The sequence below is a fragment of the Paraburkholderia humisilvae genome, from assembly GCF_902859855.1.
Lineage (GTDB): Bacteria > Pseudomonadota > Gammaproteobacteria > Burkholderiales > Burkholderiaceae > Paraburkholderia > Paraburkholderia humisilvae.
Map to the genome: position 1 here is coordinate 82,182 of NZ_CADIKH010000013.1, position 17,527 is coordinate 99,708.

General features: G+C 63.4%; 17 protein-coding genes. 12 read left to right on the forward strand and 5 right to left on the reverse strand.

Annotation, left to right across the window (positions count from 1 at the left end; all coding sequences use genetic code 11):
* The first annotated feature begins 167 nt into the window (after positions 1 to 167).
* The 3 genes from dgoD to HV796_RS15575 all read left to right on the forward strand — a co-directional run bounded on the left by dgoD (position 168) and on the right by HV796_RS15575 (position 2,170).
* On the forward strand, positions 168 to 1,316 hold the full coding sequence (dgoD, locus tag HV796_RS15565; protein WP_175227396.1) for a galactonate dehydratase: 1,149 nt from the start codon (positions 168 to 170) through the stop codon (positions 1,314 to 1,316).
* A 282-nt stretch (positions 1,317 to 1,598) separates the two neighbouring features.
* Positions 1,599 to 1,901 (forward strand): hypothetical protein, encoded by a 303-nt coding sequence (locus HV796_RS15570; protein ID WP_175227397.1) that lies wholly within the window; start codon positions 1,599 to 1,601, stop codon positions 1,899 to 1,901.
* Between the two features lie 71 nt (positions 1,902 to 1,972).
* Complete coding sequence (locus HV796_RS15575; protein ID WP_246355883.1) at positions 1,973 to 2,170, forward strand: YodC family protein; 198 nt, start codon at positions 1,973 to 1,975, stop codon at positions 2,168 to 2,170.
* 59 nt (positions 2,171 to 2,229) lie between these two features.
* Here HV796_RS15575 and HV796_RS15580 read toward each other — a convergent pair whose 3' ends face one another.
* Positions 2,230 to 3,159 (reverse strand): CopD family protein, encoded by a 930-nt coding sequence (locus HV796_RS15580; RefSeq protein WP_175227399.1) that lies wholly within the window; start codon positions 3,157 to 3,159, stop codon positions 2,230 to 2,232.
* Between the two features lie 465 nt (positions 3,160 to 3,624).
* Here HV796_RS15580 and HV796_RS15585 point away from each other — a divergent pair, with 465 nt between their 5' ends.
* From HV796_RS15585 to HV796_RS15600, 4 genes are all read left to right on the forward strand, one after another.
* Positions 3,625 to 4,356, forward strand: coding sequence for a c-type cytochrome (locus HV796_RS15585; protein WP_175227400.1), 732 nt, complete (start codon positions 3,625 to 3,627; stop codon positions 4,354 to 4,356).
* Positions 4,357 to 4,377: 21 nt separating this feature from the next.
* The gene (locus tag HV796_RS15590; protein ID WP_175227401.1) at positions 4,378 to 5,676 is read left to right on the forward strand and encodes a cytochrome c; all 1,299 of its coding nucleotides are present in this window, start codon (positions 4,378 to 4,380) and stop codon (positions 5,674 to 5,676) included.
* 162 nt (positions 5,677 to 5,838) lie between these two features.
* Complete coding sequence (trhA, locus tag HV796_RS15595) at positions 5,839 to 6,459, forward strand: PAQR family membrane homeostasis protein TrhA (RefSeq protein ID WP_175227402.1); 621 nt, start codon at positions 5,839 to 5,841, stop codon at positions 6,457 to 6,459.
* A gap of 190 nt (positions 6,460 to 6,649) precedes the next feature.
* A complete protein-coding gene (locus HV796_RS15600) occupies positions 6,650 to 8,278 on the forward strand; it encodes a DEAD/DEAH box helicase (RefSeq protein ID WP_175227403.1) in 1,629 nt (542 codons plus the stop codon).
* 46 nt (positions 8,279 to 8,324) lie between these two features.
* On the opposite strand, the gene HV796_RS15605 is transcribed toward HV796_RS15600, so the two are convergent.
* On the reverse strand, positions 8,325 to 8,852 hold the full coding sequence (locus HV796_RS15605) for a hypothetical protein (RefSeq protein ID WP_175227404.1): 528 nt from the start codon (positions 8,850 to 8,852) through the stop codon (positions 8,325 to 8,327).
* Positions 8,853 to 9,038: 186 nt separating this feature from the next.
* Complete coding sequence (locus HV796_RS15610) at positions 9,039 to 9,866, reverse strand: ferritin-like domain-containing protein (protein ID WP_175227405.1); 828 nt, start codon at positions 9,864 to 9,866, stop codon at positions 9,039 to 9,041.
* 443 nt (positions 9,867 to 10,309) lie between these two features.
* Here HV796_RS15610 and HV796_RS15615 point away from each other — a divergent pair, with 443 nt between their 5' ends.
* Positions 10,310 to 11,089: a DeoR/GlpR family DNA-binding transcription regulator gene (locus tag HV796_RS15615; RefSeq protein WP_175227406.1), complete on the forward strand. Its 780-nt coding sequence runs from the start codon at positions 10,310 to 10,312 to the stop codon at positions 11,087 to 11,089.
* Between the two features lie 350 nt (positions 11,090 to 11,439).
* Positions 11,440 to 11,637, forward strand: a complete 198-nt coding sequence (locus HV796_RS15620) for a hypothetical protein (protein WP_175227407.1) — start codon at positions 11,440 to 11,442, stop codon at positions 11,635 to 11,637.
* A 215-nt stretch (positions 11,638 to 11,852) separates the two neighbouring features.
* On the opposite strand, the gene HV796_RS15625 is transcribed toward HV796_RS15620, so the two are convergent.
* Positions 11,853 to 12,227, reverse strand: a complete 375-nt coding sequence (locus HV796_RS15625; RefSeq protein WP_175227408.1) for a hypothetical protein — start codon at positions 12,225 to 12,227, stop codon at positions 11,853 to 11,855.
* 246 nt (positions 12,228 to 12,473) lie between these two features.
* Here HV796_RS15625 and glpD point away from each other — a divergent pair, with 246 nt between their 5' ends.
* From glpD to HV796_RS15640, 3 genes are all read left to right on the forward strand, one after another.
* Entirely contained in the window at positions 12,474 to 14,102 is a 1,629-nt protein-coding gene (glpD, locus tag HV796_RS15630) for a glycerol-3-phosphate dehydrogenase (RefSeq protein ID WP_246355884.1), read from the forward strand.
* Positions 14,103 to 14,197: 95 nt separating this feature from the next.
* Complete coding sequence (gene glpK, locus HV796_RS15635; protein WP_175227410.1) at positions 14,198 to 15,700, forward strand: glycerol kinase GlpK; 1,503 nt, start codon at positions 14,198 to 14,200, stop codon at positions 15,698 to 15,700.
* Positions 15,701 to 15,896: 196 nt separating this feature from the next.
* Complete coding sequence (locus tag HV796_RS15640; RefSeq protein WP_175227411.1) at positions 15,897 to 16,583, forward strand: HAD family hydrolase; 687 nt, start codon at positions 15,897 to 15,899, stop codon at positions 16,581 to 16,583.
* Between the two features lie 67 nt (positions 16,584 to 16,650).
* Here the strand turns inward: HV796_RS15640 and ribB are convergent, their stop codons facing one another.
* Positions 16,651 to 17,406, reverse strand: a complete 756-nt coding sequence (gene ribB, locus HV796_RS15645) for a 3,4-dihydroxy-2-butanone-4-phosphate synthase (protein ID WP_175227412.1) — start codon at positions 17,404 to 17,406, stop codon at positions 16,651 to 16,653.
* Between the last annotated feature and the right edge of the window lie 121 nt (positions 17,407 to 17,527).

Below are 17,527 nucleotides of genomic sequence, written 5' to 3' on the forward strand. Positions count from 1 at the left end.
GCCGGGTGGGTCTTTTTTGAAGGCCAGCGTCCCAAATAATACTATTAATAGTATTTAAAGGCGATTTTGTTGTAGCATGTGGCTCCCCGGACCCCAGCAGTCCACCGGAAACCCCCAGGAAACCCAGCCAACCCCGACATTCGGCCGCATATCAAAGGAGACGCGCCATGAAAATCACCCGCATCGAAACCTTTATCGTCCCGCCGCGCTGGTGCTTCGTGAAGATCGAAACCGATGAAGGCATCGTCGGATGGGGTGAGCCGGTCGTCGAAGGGCGTGCCCACACGGTCGCGACCGCCGTCGACGAACTGTCCGACTATCTGATCGGCAAGGACCCGCGGCTGATCGAAGACCACTGGCAGGTGATGTACCGCGCCGGCTTCTATCGCGGCGGCCCGATCACGATGAGTGCAATCGCCGGCGTCGACCAGGCGCTGTGGGACATCAAGGGCAAGTTCCACGGCGTGCCGGTGCACACGCTGCTCGGTGGCCAGGTGCGCGACCGGATCAAGGTGTACTCGTGGATCGGCGGTGACCGGCCGAGCGACGTCGCGAATAACGCGCGCGCGGTGGTCGAGCGCGGCTTCAAGGCAGTGAAGATGAACGGCTCCGAAGAGCTGCAGATCATCGACACATTTGACAAAGTTCAAGGCGTGATCGATAACGTCGCCGCGGTGCGCGAGGCGGTAGGTCCGAATGTCGGCATCGGCGTCGACTTCCATGGCCGCGTCCACAAGCCGATGGCGAAGGTGCTGGCCAAAGAGCTCGATCCGTACAAGCTGATGTTTATCGAAGAGCCGGTGCTATCCGAAAACGCCGAGGCGCTGCGCGACATCGTCAATCAGACCAGCACGCCGATCGCGCTCGGCGAGCGTCTCTACTCGCGCTGGGACTTCAAGCACATCCTCGCCAGCGGCTACGTCGACATCATCCAGCCGGACGCATCGCATGCGGGCGGCATCACCGAATGCCGGAAGATCGCGTCGATGGCCGAAGCGTACGACGTCGCGGTCGCGCTGCACTGCCCGCTTGGACCGATCGCGCTGGCGACGTGCCTGCAGATCGACGCGGTCAGCTATAACGCATTTATTCAGGAACAGAGCCTCGGCATTCACTACAACCAGGGCAATGACCTGCTCGACTACATCAGGAACCCGGAAGTGTTCAAGTACGAAGGCGGGTACGTGTCGATTCCGCAGGGCCCGGGCCTCGGTATCGAAGTGAACGAAGAGAAGGTGCGCGAGATGGCGAAGGTCGGCCACCGTTGGCGTAACCCGGTGTGGCGCCACACAGACGGCAGCGTCGCCGAATGGTAAGCGTATCGCACCGATTCAAGCGCTGACTTGAGCGCCGCCTGCGGGCGGCGTTTTCATTTGCGCAACGCGCAATGCGTGAATTCTCGCGCAACGTTTCACCGACGCTACGTTTTTTGCGCAAAACCCGCGGCGTGCAGGGTACCGCGTCCGCTCCGACGCCCGCGGCCTCGCGCGAGATCCTTGCCGCACAACGTCTGGCAGCACGCTGCCCCACACACCCGGTGCATTTGGCTCGCTCCTTGCTAAATGGTCTGCGATACGACTCTTCGCAGATCGAGCGCCATGACCGAATTCATTCCCGACTACCTGATTCGCCAGCAAGCCGCCGTCGGCGCGCTTGTTCTGTTCGGCGTACTGCGCGTGATTTTCGCGGCGGTCGCGTACGACCGGGGCTGGCGCATTGCAATGGTGGAACGTTGCTTCGTGGCCGCTGCGGTTCTGTATTGCGTGCCGCAGCTATTCGATCTGTTCACATACGTGTATAACGCTCATGCCGCGTCAGCCGAACTGGAAGGCAAAGCCGCGGGCTGCGCGATCGCGCTTGTTTGCGCGCCGATTCTCGGTCATCGGCTGGGCTTCGAATGAAGGCCGTGCCGCGCGCCAATGAAGACTGCGAAATAAAAACGACGCGATACGAAGAACAAAACGGAGGTAGTGTGCCGCACACCATCCCATACCGAACCGGGGACGTCCTCACGCTGAAGTCCGGCGGCCGCCCGATGACCGCCACATGGGTCGGCCCGGTCGCTTTTGCGCCAGGCATCTGGCTGATCTGCGAATGGTTCGACGACGCCGGCGAGGTTCAACAAGGCATGTTCGATGCGGCCACGCTCGAACTCGTTGCTCACGTTTGAGCAGCGTGCGGAACGCGGCGGCCATACGACATGGCGGCGCTGATGCCCACCCGCCCCGCTTAGCCTGCCGCGACGAAACCGGGCACGCTATCGGCTAGCGCCGCCGCCGCGGCGAACACGCCGATCATCACCATCGCTTCGAGATAAATCAGATTCGCAAACGTGTGCGCGTCCATCGTCGACGCGGTGCGGCGCAGTCTGGGCAATGCGGAGAAGCGATTCAGCCCGCCGATCACAAGCGCGAGTGCCACCAGCGCGAGCTTCAGAAACAGCACATGTCCCCACGTGGTCTGGTCGATCGCGGAGAACGAGCCGCCCGAGCCGCGCACTGCGTTGAACACGCCCGTCAGCAACACGAACGCCACCGCGACCAGCGACATATTCGACACCTGCGTAGCAGTACGGATCAGTACGCCGCGCGCGACCGACGCGCCGAGTGCCGGCAGCACCGCGAACCCCGCTGCGAGCACGAGGCCGCCCCACACCGACGCGGCCAATACATGCAGCGTCTGCAAGCCCACTGCCGGCGACGCCGCACCCGCGTCGGCCGCGTGGCCAAGCGATGCCTTGCCGGCTGCCACCGCGATCACCGCGAGCCACAGCAGCGCATTGCGCAACATCCCGGTATGGCTGGCGAGCGACGTCAGCAGCAGCAACACCGCGCCGCCGAACGCGACCGTCCACGCGTAGCCGACGTGCGTTTGCGCGAGCACGGTCGGCACGACGCCGAGCGCGGCCGGCAAGCTGACGCCGCCCATCGACGCGGACGCGTACAGCAGCCAGCCGAGATCGGCGAGCACCAGCACGATCGCCGCGGTCTGCATCGACCGTTGCGCCCGCAACCATGCGGGCCGCGCGGGCGCAACCTTCACCTGAGCATCCTTGGCAAGCCATGCGGCGAGCAACGCCGTGCCAACCGCGAAGGCGAAGGCGATGTTCATGAGCGCGGCCATCGCGACCTGCCCGATCCAGAGTCCGCCGAGGGTCATAGGAGATTCGGAAAGTTGACGTCGAGCGCGGCGACGGCGCGCGGGAAAAGCGGACACGCAACAGCGGATGGGTTCATCAAAGGCTGATTGAAAGGTCGTGGAAGGACGCGGCCGCGGGTCGGACGCACTACGCGATACACTGCGTGACTCACTGCGGCCATGAGTGCAGAACCCTGCGCAAAGGCGCCATCTTAAAGGAAGCGCAGAGCGCTGCGCAGGCTTGACTGCAAAGGGTTCGCGCGTGTACTGGGCGGCGTGGCCGCGCGCAGTGGGTAAAGCACCCCGGCCAGTAATGCGTCAAACTGTCGCATAGCCGCGGCGCGGCTGAACTTTGCCCTATGTGGCAAATAGTCACCATCAGTCATCGATGATAGAATGCTGCGTCGCCGCAGCGCCCGCTGCCATTGTTCGTCGCTATGTACGCTATACCGAGCCAGCTCGAAGCTCGGTCAGGTCCCCGATTTCATGGAGTTACGCGTGTCTTCAAGACGCATTTTCCGCCCGCTGCTTGCCCTTCTGTTGATTGGCAGTGCAGGCGTCTATAGCGCTGCGAAAGCGCAAACGCAGCCCGCCGCACCGGATACGATGGCAGCACGCGTTCAGGGCTGTACCGCATGCCACGGAACCCATGGCCAGGGCACCGACAACGACTACTTCCCGCGGCTGGCGGGCAAACCCGCGGAATACCTGTACAACCAGCTGAAGAACTTCCGCGAAGGGCGCCGCAAGTACCCGCCGATGAATTACCTCGTCACGTACCTGTCGGACGACTACCTGCACCAGATCGCGACATACTTCTCGCAGCAGCGCCCGCCGTACCCGCCACCCACCAAGCCGACCGTCTCCGAAGCGACCCTCGCGCGTGGCCGCCAGATCGTGCTGAACGGCGACGCCGCCAAGCAGATTCCCGCCTGCGTGGCGTGCCACGGCAAGGCGCTCACCGGCATGGAAGCGGCAATCCCGGGTCTGGTCGGCCTGCATTCGGACTACATCAGCGCGCAGCTTGGCGCCTGGCGTTCGGGTACGCGCCACGCGATCGAGCCTGACTGCATGCACACCATCGCCACGCGTCTGTCCGACGACGATGTGAATGCCGTTGCCGCGTGGCTCTCCACGCAGCAGGCTCCGCAAAACCCTGTGCCGGCACCGGCCAATTCGTTGAAGACTCCGCTTGCCTGCGGCAGCGAACCGCAATAAGGCATTGGGAGAGACCATCAAATGAAACGCAAGTCCCTGTTCGCACTCTCGGCTGTCGTCGTCGTTGCAGCCGCCGCGCTCGTTCCGGTCCTCTGGTCGGGCGGCGACCATCTGCACAACGGCACCGCGGTCGCAGCCACGCCGGCCGACCAGGCCGCGCTGATCAAGCGGGGTGAGTACCTCGCGCGCGCGGGCGACTGTATCGCGTGCCACACGGTGCGCGGCGGCAAGGAATTCGCCGGCGGCCTGCCGATGGCCACGCCGTTCGGCACGCTGTTCACGCCGAACATCACACCGGACGACACCTACGGTATCGGCAAGTGGTCGTCGGACGACTTCTATCGCGCGATGCACACCGGCCGTTCGAAGGACGGCAGCCTGTTGTACCCGGCTTTCCCGTTCACGAGCTACACGAAGGTCACGCGCGCCGACGCCGACGCGATCTACGCGTATCTGCGCTCGGTGCCGCCGGTGCATGTGCCGAGCCGTCCGCACGAACTGAAGTTCCCGTTCAACAACCGCAACCTGCTGATCGGCTGGCGCACGCTGTTCTTCCGTGAAGGCGAGTTCAAGCCGGATCCGACCAAGTCGGTCGAATGGAACCGGGGCGCGTACCTGATCGAAGGCCTCGGGCACTGCGGCATGTGCCACACATCGATCAACGCGATGGGCGGCCCGGTGAATTCGGCGGCGTTCGCTGGCGGTCTGATTCCGCTGCAGAACTGGTACGCGCCGTCGCTGACGTCGAACAAGGAAGCCGGCCTCGGCGACTGGGACATCAAGGACATCTCCAATCTGCTGAAGTCCGGCGTGTCGCAGCGCGGTGCGGTGTTCGGCCCGATGGCCGAAGTCGTGCACAACAGCCTGCAGTACATGAGCGACGAAGACATCCATGCGATGGCGACGTACCTGAAGACGATCCCGCAGAAGGACGAAGCGCCGGAACACCTGCAGCTGGAAACCAGCGAACAGTTCGGCACCGAACTGTTGAAGCAAGGGCAGAAGATCTACGCTGACAACTGCGCGAAGTGCCACGCGGAAAACGGCCTCGGCATGCCGCCGTCGTTCCCGCCGCTCGCGAACAACCAGTCGATTCAGATGCCGTCGGCGGTCAACCCGATCCGGATGGTGCTGAACGGCGGTTATCCGCCGAGCACGGGCGACAATCCGAAGCCGTACGGTATGCCGCCGTTCGCACAAGCGCTGTCGAATCAGGAAGTGGCTGCGGTCGTGACGTACATCCGGATGTCGTGGGGTAACCACGGCACACCGGTGTCGCCGCAACAGGTCAGCGAACTGCGTTCGGCGCCGCTCGACTAAGCGGCGTTGGATGTAGCAGGGCGCGGCCATCGAAGATCGCGGGCCGCGCCCTTTGTTTTTCGCGGGTGGCCCGTTGCGGGTGGCCCTACAGGGGCTGGCCCATGGCGTGCTAGCTAGCCCGTAACAGGCAGTCCGCCTTTTGAGTGTTCGGGGAGAAGCGCCGTGCCAGTCGGCGAGCGTCTGAACTGCATCACCCACCTCGTCGGTGCGTTGTTGGCGGCGGCAGGGCTGGGGACGCTCGTGACACTCGGTGCTCTCGATGGCGACGCGTACAAGGTGGTCAGCTTTAGCGTCTACGGCGCAATGCTGTTCGTGCTGTACGCAATCTCGACGCTTTATCACAGCGTGCGGACGCCGCGCGTAAAAAGCGTGTTGCAGAAGTGCGACCATGCGGCGATCTACCTGATGATCGCCGGCAGCTACACCCCCTTTACGCTGGTCACGTTGCGCGGCCCGTGGGGCTGGTCGCTATTCGGTGTCAGCTGGGGTCTTGCCGCGCTGGGCATCATGCAGGAACTCACGCTCGGGCGGCGCACCCGCAGCGTATCGATGGTGTTGTATGTGTTGATGGGATGGCTTGGGCTCGTCGCCATCCGCCCGCTGGTCGAAGCATTACCGGCAGCGGGCACCGTGTGGCTCGTCGCCGGCGGCATCATTTACAGCGCCGGTATCTACTTCTTTATCAACGACGAGCGTATCCGGCACGGACATGGTATCTGGCACCTGTTCGTGCTCGCTGGCAGTTTGTGCCAATTCGTCAGTGTCGCGCGCTATGTCGCATGACACCGCCTTGCAAAAAATGCAACTTAACGCCAGTCAACGTGTCTGCTTAGCGCGTTGAAGCATTCGGCACGCAACGTGCGTGCCGCCGATTTCTACGCGAACGGCGTCGGCCGGGCTGCAGGATGAGCCCCGCTGGATGAGCCGGCCAACGTGTCACCACCGTTCGCCACATCTGCATTACGAAGAGCTTATGTCTTTTGATTCTCTCGGCTTGTCCGAACCGTTGGTCCGTGCTGTTCAAGAACTCGGCTATACGTCCCCAACCCCGATCCAGCTGCAAGCGATTCCCGCCGTGCTGAACGGCGGCGATCTGCTCGCCGGCGCGCAGACCGGCACCGGCAAGACTGCCGGCTTCACGCTGCCTATCCTGCAACGGCTATCGACGAGCGCGTCGCCCGCCGGCACAGCGGGCAAGCGCGTGATTCGCGCGCTGATCCTCACGCCGACCCGCGAGCTCGCCGCGCAGGTCGAGGAAAGCGTGCGTGCATACAGCAAGTATCTGAAGGTGAAGTCGACGGTCATGTTCGGCGGAGTCGGCATCCATCCGCAGATCGATGCGTTGAAGCGCGGCGTCGATATCGTCGTCGCGACGCCCGGCCGCCTGCTCGATCATATGCAGCAGAAGACCATCGATCTGTCGCGTATCGAGATCCTCGTGCTCGATGAAGCGGACCGCATGCTCGACATGGGCTTCATTCACGATATCAAGCGCGTGCTCGCGAAGCTGCCGCCGAAGCGGCAGAACCTGCTGTTCTCCGCCACCTTTTCCGACGAAATCAAGGCGCTTGCTGACAGTCTGCTGAACTCGCCGGCACTGATCGAAGTCGCACGCCGCAACACGACGGCCGAGACGGTCGCGCAGAAGGTGCACCCGGTCGATCGCGACCGCAAGCGCGAACTGCTCACGCATCTGATCAAGCAGCACAACTGGTTTCAGGTGCTGGTGTTCACGCGCACCAAGCATGGCGCAAACCGCCTGGCCGAGCAGTTGACGAAGGACGGCATCGCCGCATTGGCGATTCACGGCAACAAGAGCCAGTCAGCGCGTACGCGCGCGCTGAGCGAGTTCAAGGAAGGCACGCTGCAGGTGCTGGTCGCAACCGATATCGCCGCGCGCGGCATCGATATCGACCAGTTGCCGCATGTGGTCAACTTCGACCTGCCGAACGTGCCGGAAGATTACGTGCACCGGATCGGCCGTACCGGCCGCGCGGGTGCGACGGGTGAAGCGGTGTCGCTCGTCTGCGTCGATGAACTGCAACTGCTCAAGGACATTGAGAAGCTGATCAGGCGTGCGGTGCCGCAAGAAGTGATCGCCGGCTTCGAGCCCGATCCCAATGCGCGACCCGAGCCGATCCAGCGACGCAGTCAGGGGGGCGGCGCGCGTCAGCCGCGCGAGCCGCGTGAAGCACGCGATGCGGATCAACGGCAGAAGGCGCCGAAGCGCGACCGCGTGGCCGCTTCATCGCAACAGCAACCACAACCGCAACAGCGATCGGGTAAACCGGCGGCGAATCCGCAGCAAAAGCCGCCGCGGAATCAGCAACATGCGGGCAGTGGCAAGCCGCATGCACAGCAGCCAGGCAAACCGCTGGGCGCAAGACCCGTTAACGCGCAGGGTCAAGTTCGCAAGGACAGCCCGCGCCATGAGGCAGCGCGCACCCATGAAAAGCCGCGCTCGAGCACCCACGAACACAGCGCCGCGCATGCGCAGCGCAAGCCAGGCAGCAATCCGGGCGCACTGCTCGGCGGCAACAAGCCGCACAGCGATGCGCCGAAGCGGCGGAGCACGCCGCGCGACACGCGCCGCGGCGACTGAACCTGACGCAGCGCGCGACGGCGGACGACAATGCCGGGCCTCTCTGTTACGAGCGCCCGGCCACCTCTTTCAGATAGTTGATCTGCTGTGTCCAGCGTTCGAGTGTCGCGTCCTTTCCTTCGTCCAGCTCGAACGTAATGCCGCTCGTGAGCCGCGCGTAGCGCACGCGTTGCGCCTCGCCGGCACCGATCAACCCCCTGAAGCATACGAGGCCGCCCGACGTCTGACCGGCGTCATCGACACCGGGCAGCCGTTCGAATTCCAGCTGCACCTGATAAAACGCTTCGTCAAACACGAACGTGAGCGCGGCGCGCCGGTTCTGCGCGAGCGCGCGTGCCGAGCGCGCCTGAGGCCACAACGCGATGCACAGGCTGCGCGAGTCCGCGGCGTAAAGTTCGCCGATACCGAGCAGCGACGTACGCACTCGTCCGTTCGCGTCAGTCGTCATCAGCGATGCAGTGAAGCCGACCCTGGCCGCGAGCGACGTGCCGTCGAACAGCGCGCGCAGGCTGTCGGGCCAGCGATCGAACACCTGCTGCTCAAGCGTATGTTTGCTGGCCGCGGAATCGGTCATTGAGGATCTCCGTCGATACGTGCCGATGGGCAACGTTAAAGGCATGCGATTGAGGGCGCCATACAAGCAAATGGCCCGCTCATGCGGGCCATTCGGAACCGTCTGGCGGCACACACACCGCTTATCGCACCGCGCAATGCACGACTGTGCGACGCGGTAAAGCGTCAATCAGTCTGTCTGCGGCACTTATCGAAAGAACACATGCTGTGCGATCTTCTCGAGCGGATAGTGCACACCCGGCTGGATTTTCGCCGGCAGATCGAGTGGCTTCAGCAGCATCTTCACACACATTTCCGCCGACAGGTTGCGACGCACGAGCTTGTTCACGCGCGCGGCAAGCTCCTTGTTATAGGCCGGGTCGCCGATCCGCTCCGGATAGCGGATCGCAAACACATGCCGCAGCGCAATTTCGGAGTCTTCGTTCTTGATCTCCATGACCCGACGCAGCAATGCGCCGAGCACCGCAAGCCGTCCGTTGCCTTCGATCCGGTTGTACTTTTTAAAGTATTTGAAAAAGTGCTTGTAATGCCGGACCTCGTCGGTGCGGATGTTGTCGGTGATCTGCTTGAGCACCGGCTCATCCGAGCATGCGCCGATTGCCCGATAGAGCGTTGCCGTGCCGGTCTCGACCACGCAGCGCGCGACCATCTCGAGCGCGCGTGTCTTCTCGAATTCCTCGACGCTGCATGTCTTCGAATACTCATCGAAGAACTGGTGAAACGCGGTGTCCCAGTCGAACTCGGGCCACACGTGCGCAATATAAGACTTCAGTGCGCGTCCATGCTGAAGTTCCTCCGGCTCCCATTCGGTATTGAGCCATGCGGACACCTCAGGATCGTCGTTAAAGAACGTGCTCAGGTTGGTTGTATAGAGGTCTGTACCGCTTTCGATAAAAGAAGCCGCGCACAGCAACAGCAGCAGGTCCTCATTGGCGACGGCGCGCTGACGATCAATTCGGCTCAGGTCGATATCTTCGATTCGCCAGGGCATTACGTGGATCGCTTTAGTGTGCATGTGTGGTGCTCCCAAAACTGGATCGTCTCGTTGAACGAAGCATGCCCAAAACCCGAGCGCTCGGACCCGTTAGCTTGCGCGTTTCTCCCAAAATGCACGACCGCATGATGTGAACGAATTTGTCTTTACCTTTCATCTTAGCCGCAGATTCGCAAAAGTGCAGGGACACCACAGCACAGACCATGCCGGGCTACCTCAGGTTCCTGTGAGGAATCACGCGATGGCCCAAAGCATCATGCGATGCCTCGCAACGCACCATGCGCGTGCTTGCTGGAAGCGCATCAGCGATGTAACGGGCGGTAAGAGACATTGTGCATGAGGACCTGTCGATCGCGCCGCGTGCATCGACCGGCCATCGCGGATGGCTGAGCGAGCGGACGCCTTACAATACGCGCAAGCTAACCCTTGCCCGCCGCGCCGCCGCGCGGACCGACCGCTCCGCCATGACCCGCGACCCACGCCTCACGCTGAACGCACGCCAACAGGAACTGCTCGAGTGGGTCCAGCGCGACGGCTTCGTGACGGTGGATGATCTCGCCGCCCACTTCGACGTCACGCCGCAGACCATCCGGCGCGACGTCAACTGGCTCGCCGACATCAATCTGCTGCGCCGCTACCATGGAGGCGCGAGCCTGCCGACCAGTTCCGAGAACGTGTCGTATACCGCACGGCAGCGGATGTTCCATGATGAGAAACGTCGCATCGCAGCACTCGTCGCCACGCATATCCCCGATCAGGCGTCGCTCTTCATCAACCTGGGCACCACCACCGAGGAAGTTGCGCGTGCATTGAACCGGCATCGCGGCTTGCACGTGATCACCAACAATCTGAATGTCGCGAGCATGATGAGCGGCTATCCGGATTGCGAGGTGCTGGTGACAGGCGGCATCGTGAGGCCATGGGACAAGGGCGTCGTTGGCGAACTGGCGATCGACTTTATCCGGCAGTTCAAGGTCGACTTCGCGATCATCGGCACGTCGAGCATCGAGACCGACGGCACGCTGCGCGACTTCGACACGCGCGAAGTGCGGGTGGCCGAAGCGATCATCGAGCATTCGCGCACGGTGTTTCTCGCCGCCGACCACTCGAAGTTCGGCCGGCCGGCTCTGGTCCGCCAGGGCCATCTGAACCAGATCGATTCGCTCTTCACCGACGCGCCACCACCCGCCGGGATGACCGAGACGATTGCCGCCGCCGGCACCCAGGTATTCGTCGCTGGGTAACCGGTGCGCGTGGGACATGAAAGGACCTGCAAGGAGAACTTAAGGCGACGGCCTGTTGCGTCGCACATCGACGATGCTGCGATGCACGCGAAACCTGCAGTGAAATCGTGAAATTGAGCGCTGGCGCAGACCGCCTGCGGTCTGCGCTGCTGTCAAATGGAAAATTTACTGGGGCCGATTTGGCGTTCGTGCGGTGCTTGACTAAACTCCAGTTCCCCGACGTGCTTATCGAGTACGCCGGCCACGAAAGCTAAACCTCATGCCTGGTCCCAAAAGGATCACGCGCTGTCAGCGCTGACTGACAGCATGTCGCAAAGGCAGCCCGAGTACGCTTGAAATGGAGAGAAGCGATGCTGAGTCCGCATGAATTCGCCACATTGTTGCTCGTGAAGGACGCACCGAACCAGGTCGACATGGAGCGCCAGGAGCTCGATGCGCTGCTCGAACGGCAGCTCGTCCAACTCGAACGACTCGCGTCGGGCCGGCAGCAATGGCGCGTCACCGAAAGCGGCGATTCCGCACTCAGAGCCATCAAGCGATTTTCATAGATTACCCCGGCAATCGATTGCCGGCCGGCAGATTGAATCGGTGAGCGTGTCCGCAACGGACACGCACATGCACAGGTTCACGGACGGTCACGCGGCACCCCGGCTTCGGGCCTGCTCGCCTGACCGTTTTCTTATGCGTGTCCGTTTGTCGATCGCGCGGTAAGCGCGTTCTCATCGCGCCGTTGGCTTGCTGATGGCTTACTGTCGGCGCGCGGCTAGCCGTTGCGCAATGTCGGATCGACCGTCGAGCGCCAGCCGATCGCCTTCGCACGCTGCTCATTGAAGAACGCGACCCAGAGATTGCGCACTTGCGGATCGCTGCTCGTGCCGTGCTCGGTGTACTGCTGCGCGATCGACTGCTGGAACGCGCAGAAATTCTCCTGCGACAGGCGGCCGCGCCTTTGCGCGACATACGCGTCGAACAACGTCACATAGACGGACTGCGCATCCTGGCCGAAGTCGACCAATTGCGGGCTGCACATCTGCTGCAACGCGTCGAACGACGGCGCACCCGGTGTGCCGGTCAGGCTGGGCGTGCTCACACAACCCGCGACAAGCGCCGCGGCCCCGATCATCCAGATTCCACGCATGTTCTCTTCACCTCGAAATAGCTGGTGGCATGAGTATCGTCCGACGCGACGCAGCGCGCCACCAGTCCGGCAACCGCTGCGCACATGCGCGGCAAGCGGGACGCCCCACGACACCCACCTCCATCGCCGCTGACGCGGCACGAACTTTACTTTTTCGAATATGCTCGTTAAAGTTCGAAAACGAACATTATGTTTTCGAATAGCTTTCCTCCGGCAAGTCCTTCCCCGCACGAACGGGGGCTCACAGTGGCGCAAGACACCCCTTTCGATCTGCTCGTCGTGGGCGGCGGCATCAACGGCGCGGGCATTGCTCGCGACGCGGCCGGCCGCGGGCTGTCGGTACTGCTGTGCGAACAGGACGATCTTGCCGCGCATACGTCGTCGGCCAGCACGAAACTGATTCACGGCGGCTTGCGCTATCTCGAGTACCGTGAATTTTCACTCGTGCGCAAGGCTTTGCAGGAACGCGAAACGTTGTTGCGCGCCGCGCCGCACATCATGTGGCCGCTGCGCTTCGTGATGCCGCATATACCGAACCTGCGGCCTGCGTGGCTGATCCGGGCCGGTCTGTTTCTGTACGATCACCTCGCGCGCCGCGAGGTGCTGCCTGGCTCGCGCGGCATCGATCTGCGCACGCATCCGGCTGGCGCGCCGCTTGTCACGTCAATCCGCCGCGGCTTCGTTTATTCCGATGGCTGGGTCGACGATGCCAGGCTCGTCGTGCTCAACGCGCTCGACGCGAGTGAACGCGGCGCACGGGTGATGACGCGCACGAAGCTCGCCAGTGCCACGCGAGTGAACGGGCTTTGGCACGCGCGGCTGATGAACGCGGACGGCACGGCACTGAACGTGCAGGCGCGCGCAATCGCGAACGCGGCGGGGCCGTGGGTCGGCGAACTATTGCGCGATGCGATCGGGCGCCGAACGGTCGGAGATCCCCACAACAACTCGCACGACAACCCACACGACGATCTGCACGAAGCCGCGAGCAAGCCTCCGCACGACAGCGCGAACCACAACAGGACCCACTATGCGGTGCGGCTCGTCAAAGGCAGTCATATCGTCACGCGGCGCCTGTTCGAGCACGACCACGCATACATCTTTCAGAACCCCGACAAGCGAATCATCTTCGCGATTCCCTACGAGCGCGACTTCACGCTGATCGGCACGACCGACATCGAATACCGAGGCGATCCATCGCACGTCGCGATCACCGCGGAAGAAACGCAGTACCTGTGCGAGTCGATCAACCGCTATTTCAAGCGGCCGATCTCGCCACGCGATGTGGTCTGGACTTACTCGGGTGTACGGCCATTGCTCGAAGACGAAAACGCGGGCAACCCGTCCGCGGTCACACGCGACTACCGGCTCGAACTGGATCATCCCGACGGCGCCGCGCCACTGCTATCGGTGTTCGGCGGCAAGATCACGACGTTCCGCAAGCTCGCGGAAGAAGCGCTCGATGAAATCACGCGCGCGTTGGGAACGCCCGCACCGGCATGGACGGCCGGGGCACCGCTGCCGGGCGGCGATATCGCTCACGCCGATTTCGCGCGCTATGCCGCACAGTTCGAACAACACCATCCGTGGCTGCCCGCACCGCTCGCACATCGTTACGCACGCGCCTACGGCACGCGGGCCGCACGCGTGATCGGCGAAGCGCGCTCGCTTGCGGACCTCGGGCACGCGTTCACGCCTGATCTATACGAAGCAGAGCTTCGTTATCTGCGCGAGGTCGAATGGGCGCGCAGCGCCTACGACGTGCTGTGGCGCCGCACGAAGCTCGGCCTCCACGTCGAACCGGGGACGCTCGACGCCGTCTCGCGTGACATCGATGCATGGCTTGCGCGCGAGACCCCGGCGCGGCATTTATGACCCGCGTGCGCCACGGTCGGCTGTCCGCGTGCAACAATCAGGCGCGAACCCGCACCCCGCGCCGCTAACACCGACAAGACATGGAGCAGAGACACATGCCGGATCAATACATCCTTGCGCTCGACCAGGGGACGACCAGTTCACGCGCGATGCTGTTCGACCGCAACGGCAATGTCGTGTCGACCGCGCAGAAAGAATTCGAGCAGATCTATCCACAACCGGGCTGGGTCGAGCACGATCCGCAGGAGATCTGGTCAACCCAGGCGGGCGTCGCCGCCGAAGCCGTGACGCGCGCGGGCGTGGGCGGGGCGTCGATCGCGGCGATCGGCATCACGAACCAGCGCGAGACGACCATCGTTTGGGATCGCGACACCGGCCAGCCGGTCTACAACGCGATTGTCTGGCAGGACCGCCGCACCGCCGACTTCTGCGATCAGTTGAAAGCGCAACGGCTTGAAGAAACCGTGCGCGCGAAAACCGGTTTGCCGATCGATTCATATTTCTCGGCCACGAAGATCCGCTGGATTCTCGATAACGTCGAAGGCGCACGCGAAAAGGCCCGGCAAGGCAGGCTCGCGTTCGGCACCGTCGATAGCTGGCTCGTCTGGAACTTCACGAAGGGCAGCTTGCATATCACCGACGTGACCAACGCGTCGCGCACGATGCTGTTCAACATTCATACGCTGCAATGGGACGACCAGCTGCTCGCGGCACTCGACATTCCGCGCAGCATGCTGCCTGACGTGCGGCCGTCATCCGAGGTGTATGGGCCCGCGCATACGACCGTGTTCGCATCGAACATTCCGCTAGCGGGCATCGCCGGTGATCAGCACGCCGCGCTGTTCGGCCAGCTCTGCACGCAATCGGGGATGGCGAAGAACACTTACGGCACCGGCTGCTTCCTCGTGATGAACACCGGCAGCCAGCCGATCGAATCGAGCAACAACCTCGTCACGACCATCGCGTGGCAAATCGGCGATCGCGTCGACTATGCGCTCGAAGGCAGCATCTTTATCGCCGGCGCGGTCGTGCAATGGCTGCGCGACGGACTCGGCATGATTCGCAGCGCGGCGGAAATCGAAGCGCTGGCGCGCCATGTTCCGCATAGCGACGGCGTCTATCTGGTGCCCGCGTTCGCCGGGCTCGGCGCGCCGCACTGGAACGCCCGCGCCCGCGGCACGCTGTTCGGCGTCACGCGCGGCACCACGTCCGCGCATATCGCGCGCGCCGCGCTGGATTCAATCGCCTATCAATCGCTCGATGTGCTGAAGGCGATGGAGGCCGACTCCGGCATGCGCATCGGCGAGCTGCGCGTCGACGGCGGCGCCTGCGCAAACAATCTGCTGATGCAGTTTCAGGCCGATCTGCTCGGCGTCGATGCGGTGCGTCCGCGCGTCAGCGAGACGACGGCGCTCGGCGCCGCGTATCTGGCGGGGTTGGCGGTCGGCTACTGGGAGGACATCGATGCATTGCAAAGTCAATGGCAGCTCGAGCGCCGTTTTTCACCGGCAATGACACGCCGTGACGTCGATCAGTGCCTCGCGGGCTGGCAGCGTGCGGTGCGTGCCGCGAAGGCATGGGCGGACGATACGCACTAAGCGGTGCGCATACCGGGCACAGCCGCATTCTGGGGGCAAGGCGGCGTTCGAGCCGCGCGGCGCTCGCGCGAAGCCTTCGCGCGGCAAGCGATGCAGCACCATCATGTCGTTGCGCCACAGCACCGCGTATCATGTTGTTTTCCGCAAGCGTTCGAAGCCTTACCCACGCGCCGGTCCCCGCTCTTCAGTTTTCCCTATGATCGACCACCTCATCTGTGACTGCGACGGCGTGCTCGTCGACAGCGAAGTCATTGCCGATCGGGTGATGCACAAGACGCTCTCCGAGATGTACCCGGCGCTTTCGTTCGACACGATCATCAAAACCGCCTTCGGTCAGAAAACGTCGCGTTTTCTCGAAAGCGTCGAAGCGACATTCGGCATCACGTTGCCCGCGAACTTCGTGCAGACCATCGATCGCAAGGTCGAAGCGGAACTGGCGAGATCGCTCGCCGCAATCAGCGGCGTACGCGATGCGCTGCAACGCGTGCCGCTGCCGGCCGCCGTGGTGTCCAACAGCCGGCTCGCGCGGGTAAGCGCATCGCTGCAACGCGCTGGTCTCACCGAAATGTTCGCGAACCGGGTATTCAGCGCCGAACAGGTCGCGCGGCCGAAGCCGTTTCCGGATGTGTACCTGTTCGCGGCGCAGCAACTTGGTGTGCCGCCCACGCGATGCGTCGTAATCGAAGACAGCGTATCGGGCCTCAACGCGGCGCGCGCGGCCGGCATGAAGACCATCGCATTCGTCGGCGCAAGCCATATCCCCGACGGCTACGCGGACGTGCTGCGCCATATGGGCATCACCCGGATCATGCAGCATATGAGCGAGTTGCCCGCACTGGTCGAAGCCGGCATGAAAGGCACATTCGGCGACGTGCAGTCGTAGCGCGCGGATCAGCGCACCCACGCGGCGCGCCGCCGGTGTCTCCCCTGTGTGCGCTGTCGTTCGCCTGTTACGCCGCCTCGGCCGACCATTCCCGTGCGGCCGCAAGCGCCTCGCGAAACTCGACCAGTTCGGCAATCGTCAAGATCGGCATCGCGTGACGCTCGGCAAACCGCTCGACGTCGGCGCCGCGCATCATCGTGCCGTCGGGATTCATCAATTCGCACAGAACGCCGGCAGGCTTGAGGCCCGCGAGCGTCACCAGGTCGACCGTGCCTTCGGTATGGCCGCGCCGCGCGAGCACGCCACCCGGCATTGCACGCAGTGGGAACACGTGGCCCGGCCGCACGATATCGGCAGGTTTCGCATGATCCGCAATCGCCGCGCGAATCGTCGTCACCCGGTCCGCAGCTGACACGCCGGTCGACACGCCATCGCGTGCCTCGATCGACACGGTGAACGCTGTGCCGTTGCGACTTTCGTTGTTCGACGTCATCGGCGGCAGCTCGAGCGCGCGAATCCGCTCGTCCGGCAAGCACACGCACACGATGCCGCTACATTCGCGGATCAGCAGCGCCATCATCTCAACGGTCAGACGCTCCGCGGCAACGATCAGGTCGGCTTCGTTTTCGCGATCGTGATCGTCCTGCAGCACGACCGCGCGGCCCTCGCGCAGCGCCTGCAGCGCGGCCGCGATGCGCGGCGGTATCGCGTCGGTGTCGCGCAGCGGAAGATCGGCGAGCGCGTCGTCGGCGCGAACCGCGGGCTCGGGGAAGCTGGCAAGGAAAGGGGAGACAGCAGGTGTTGCAGCAGCAGTGAAGGACATATGAAACGCTCCTCGCAAAGGTTCGGGCGAAAAACGTTTCAGGGCATTGCAAACAGACAAACGCATCCTGCCGACGTGCCGCAACGGACACGCACCGCATCATGAACGAGCGGTACGGCAA

What these genes read in the sequence shown, in the direction of transcription:
- HV796_RS15585 (WP_175227400.1), top strand. Translation starts at nt 3,625, where the DNA reads ATGGAGTTACGCGTGTCTTCAAGACGCATTTTCCGCCCGCTGCTTGCC.
- HV796_RS15625 (WP_175227408.1), bottom strand. Translation starts at nt 12,227, where the DNA reads ATGCGTGGAATCTGGATGATCGGGGCCGCGGCGCTTGTCGCGGGTTGT.
- HV796_RS15600 (WP_175227403.1), top strand. Translation starts at nt 6,650, where the DNA reads ATGTCTTTTGATTCTCTCGGCTTGTCCGAACCGTTGGTCCGTGCTGTT.
- HV796_RS15610 (WP_175227405.1), bottom strand. Translation starts at nt 9,866, where the DNA reads ATGCACACTAAAGCGATCCACGTAATGCCCTGGCGAATCGAAGATATC.
- HV796_RS15570 (WP_175227397.1), top strand. Translation starts at nt 1,599, where the DNA reads ATGACCGAATTCATTCCCGACTACCTGATTCGCCAGCAAGCCGCCGTC.
- dgoD (WP_175227396.1), top strand. Translation starts at nt 168, where the DNA reads ATGAAAATCACCCGCATCGAAACCTTTATCGTCCCGCCGCGCTGGTGC.
- HV796_RS15620 (WP_175227407.1), top strand. Translation starts at nt 11,440, where the DNA reads ATGCTGAGTCCGCATGAATTCGCCACATTGTTGCTCGTGAAGGACGCA.
- HV796_RS15580 (WP_175227399.1), bottom strand. Translation starts at nt 3,159, where the DNA reads ATGACCCTCGGCGGACTCTGGATCGGGCAGGTCGCGATGGCCGCGCTC.
- HV796_RS15590 (WP_175227401.1), top strand. Translation starts at nt 4,378, where the DNA reads ATGAAACGCAAGTCCCTGTTCGCACTCTCGGCTGTCGTCGTCGTTGCA.
- HV796_RS15640 (WP_175227411.1), top strand. Translation starts at nt 15,897, where the DNA reads ATGATCGACCACCTCATCTGTGACTGCGACGGCGTGCTCGTCGACAGC.
- ribB (WP_175227412.1), bottom strand. Translation starts at nt 17,406, where the DNA reads ATGTCCTTCACTGCTGCTGCAACACCTGCTGTCTCCCCTTTCCTTGCC.
- HV796_RS15605 (WP_175227404.1), bottom strand. Translation starts at nt 8,852, where the DNA reads ATGACCGATTCCGCGGCCAGCAAACATACGCTTGAGCAGCAGGTGTTC.
- glpK (WP_175227410.1), top strand. Translation starts at nt 14,198, where the DNA reads ATGCCGGATCAATACATCCTTGCGCTCGACCAGGGGACGACCAGTTCA.
- HV796_RS15615 (WP_175227406.1), top strand. Translation starts at nt 10,310, where the DNA reads ATGACCCGCGACCCACGCCTCACGCTGAACGCACGCCAACAGGAACTG.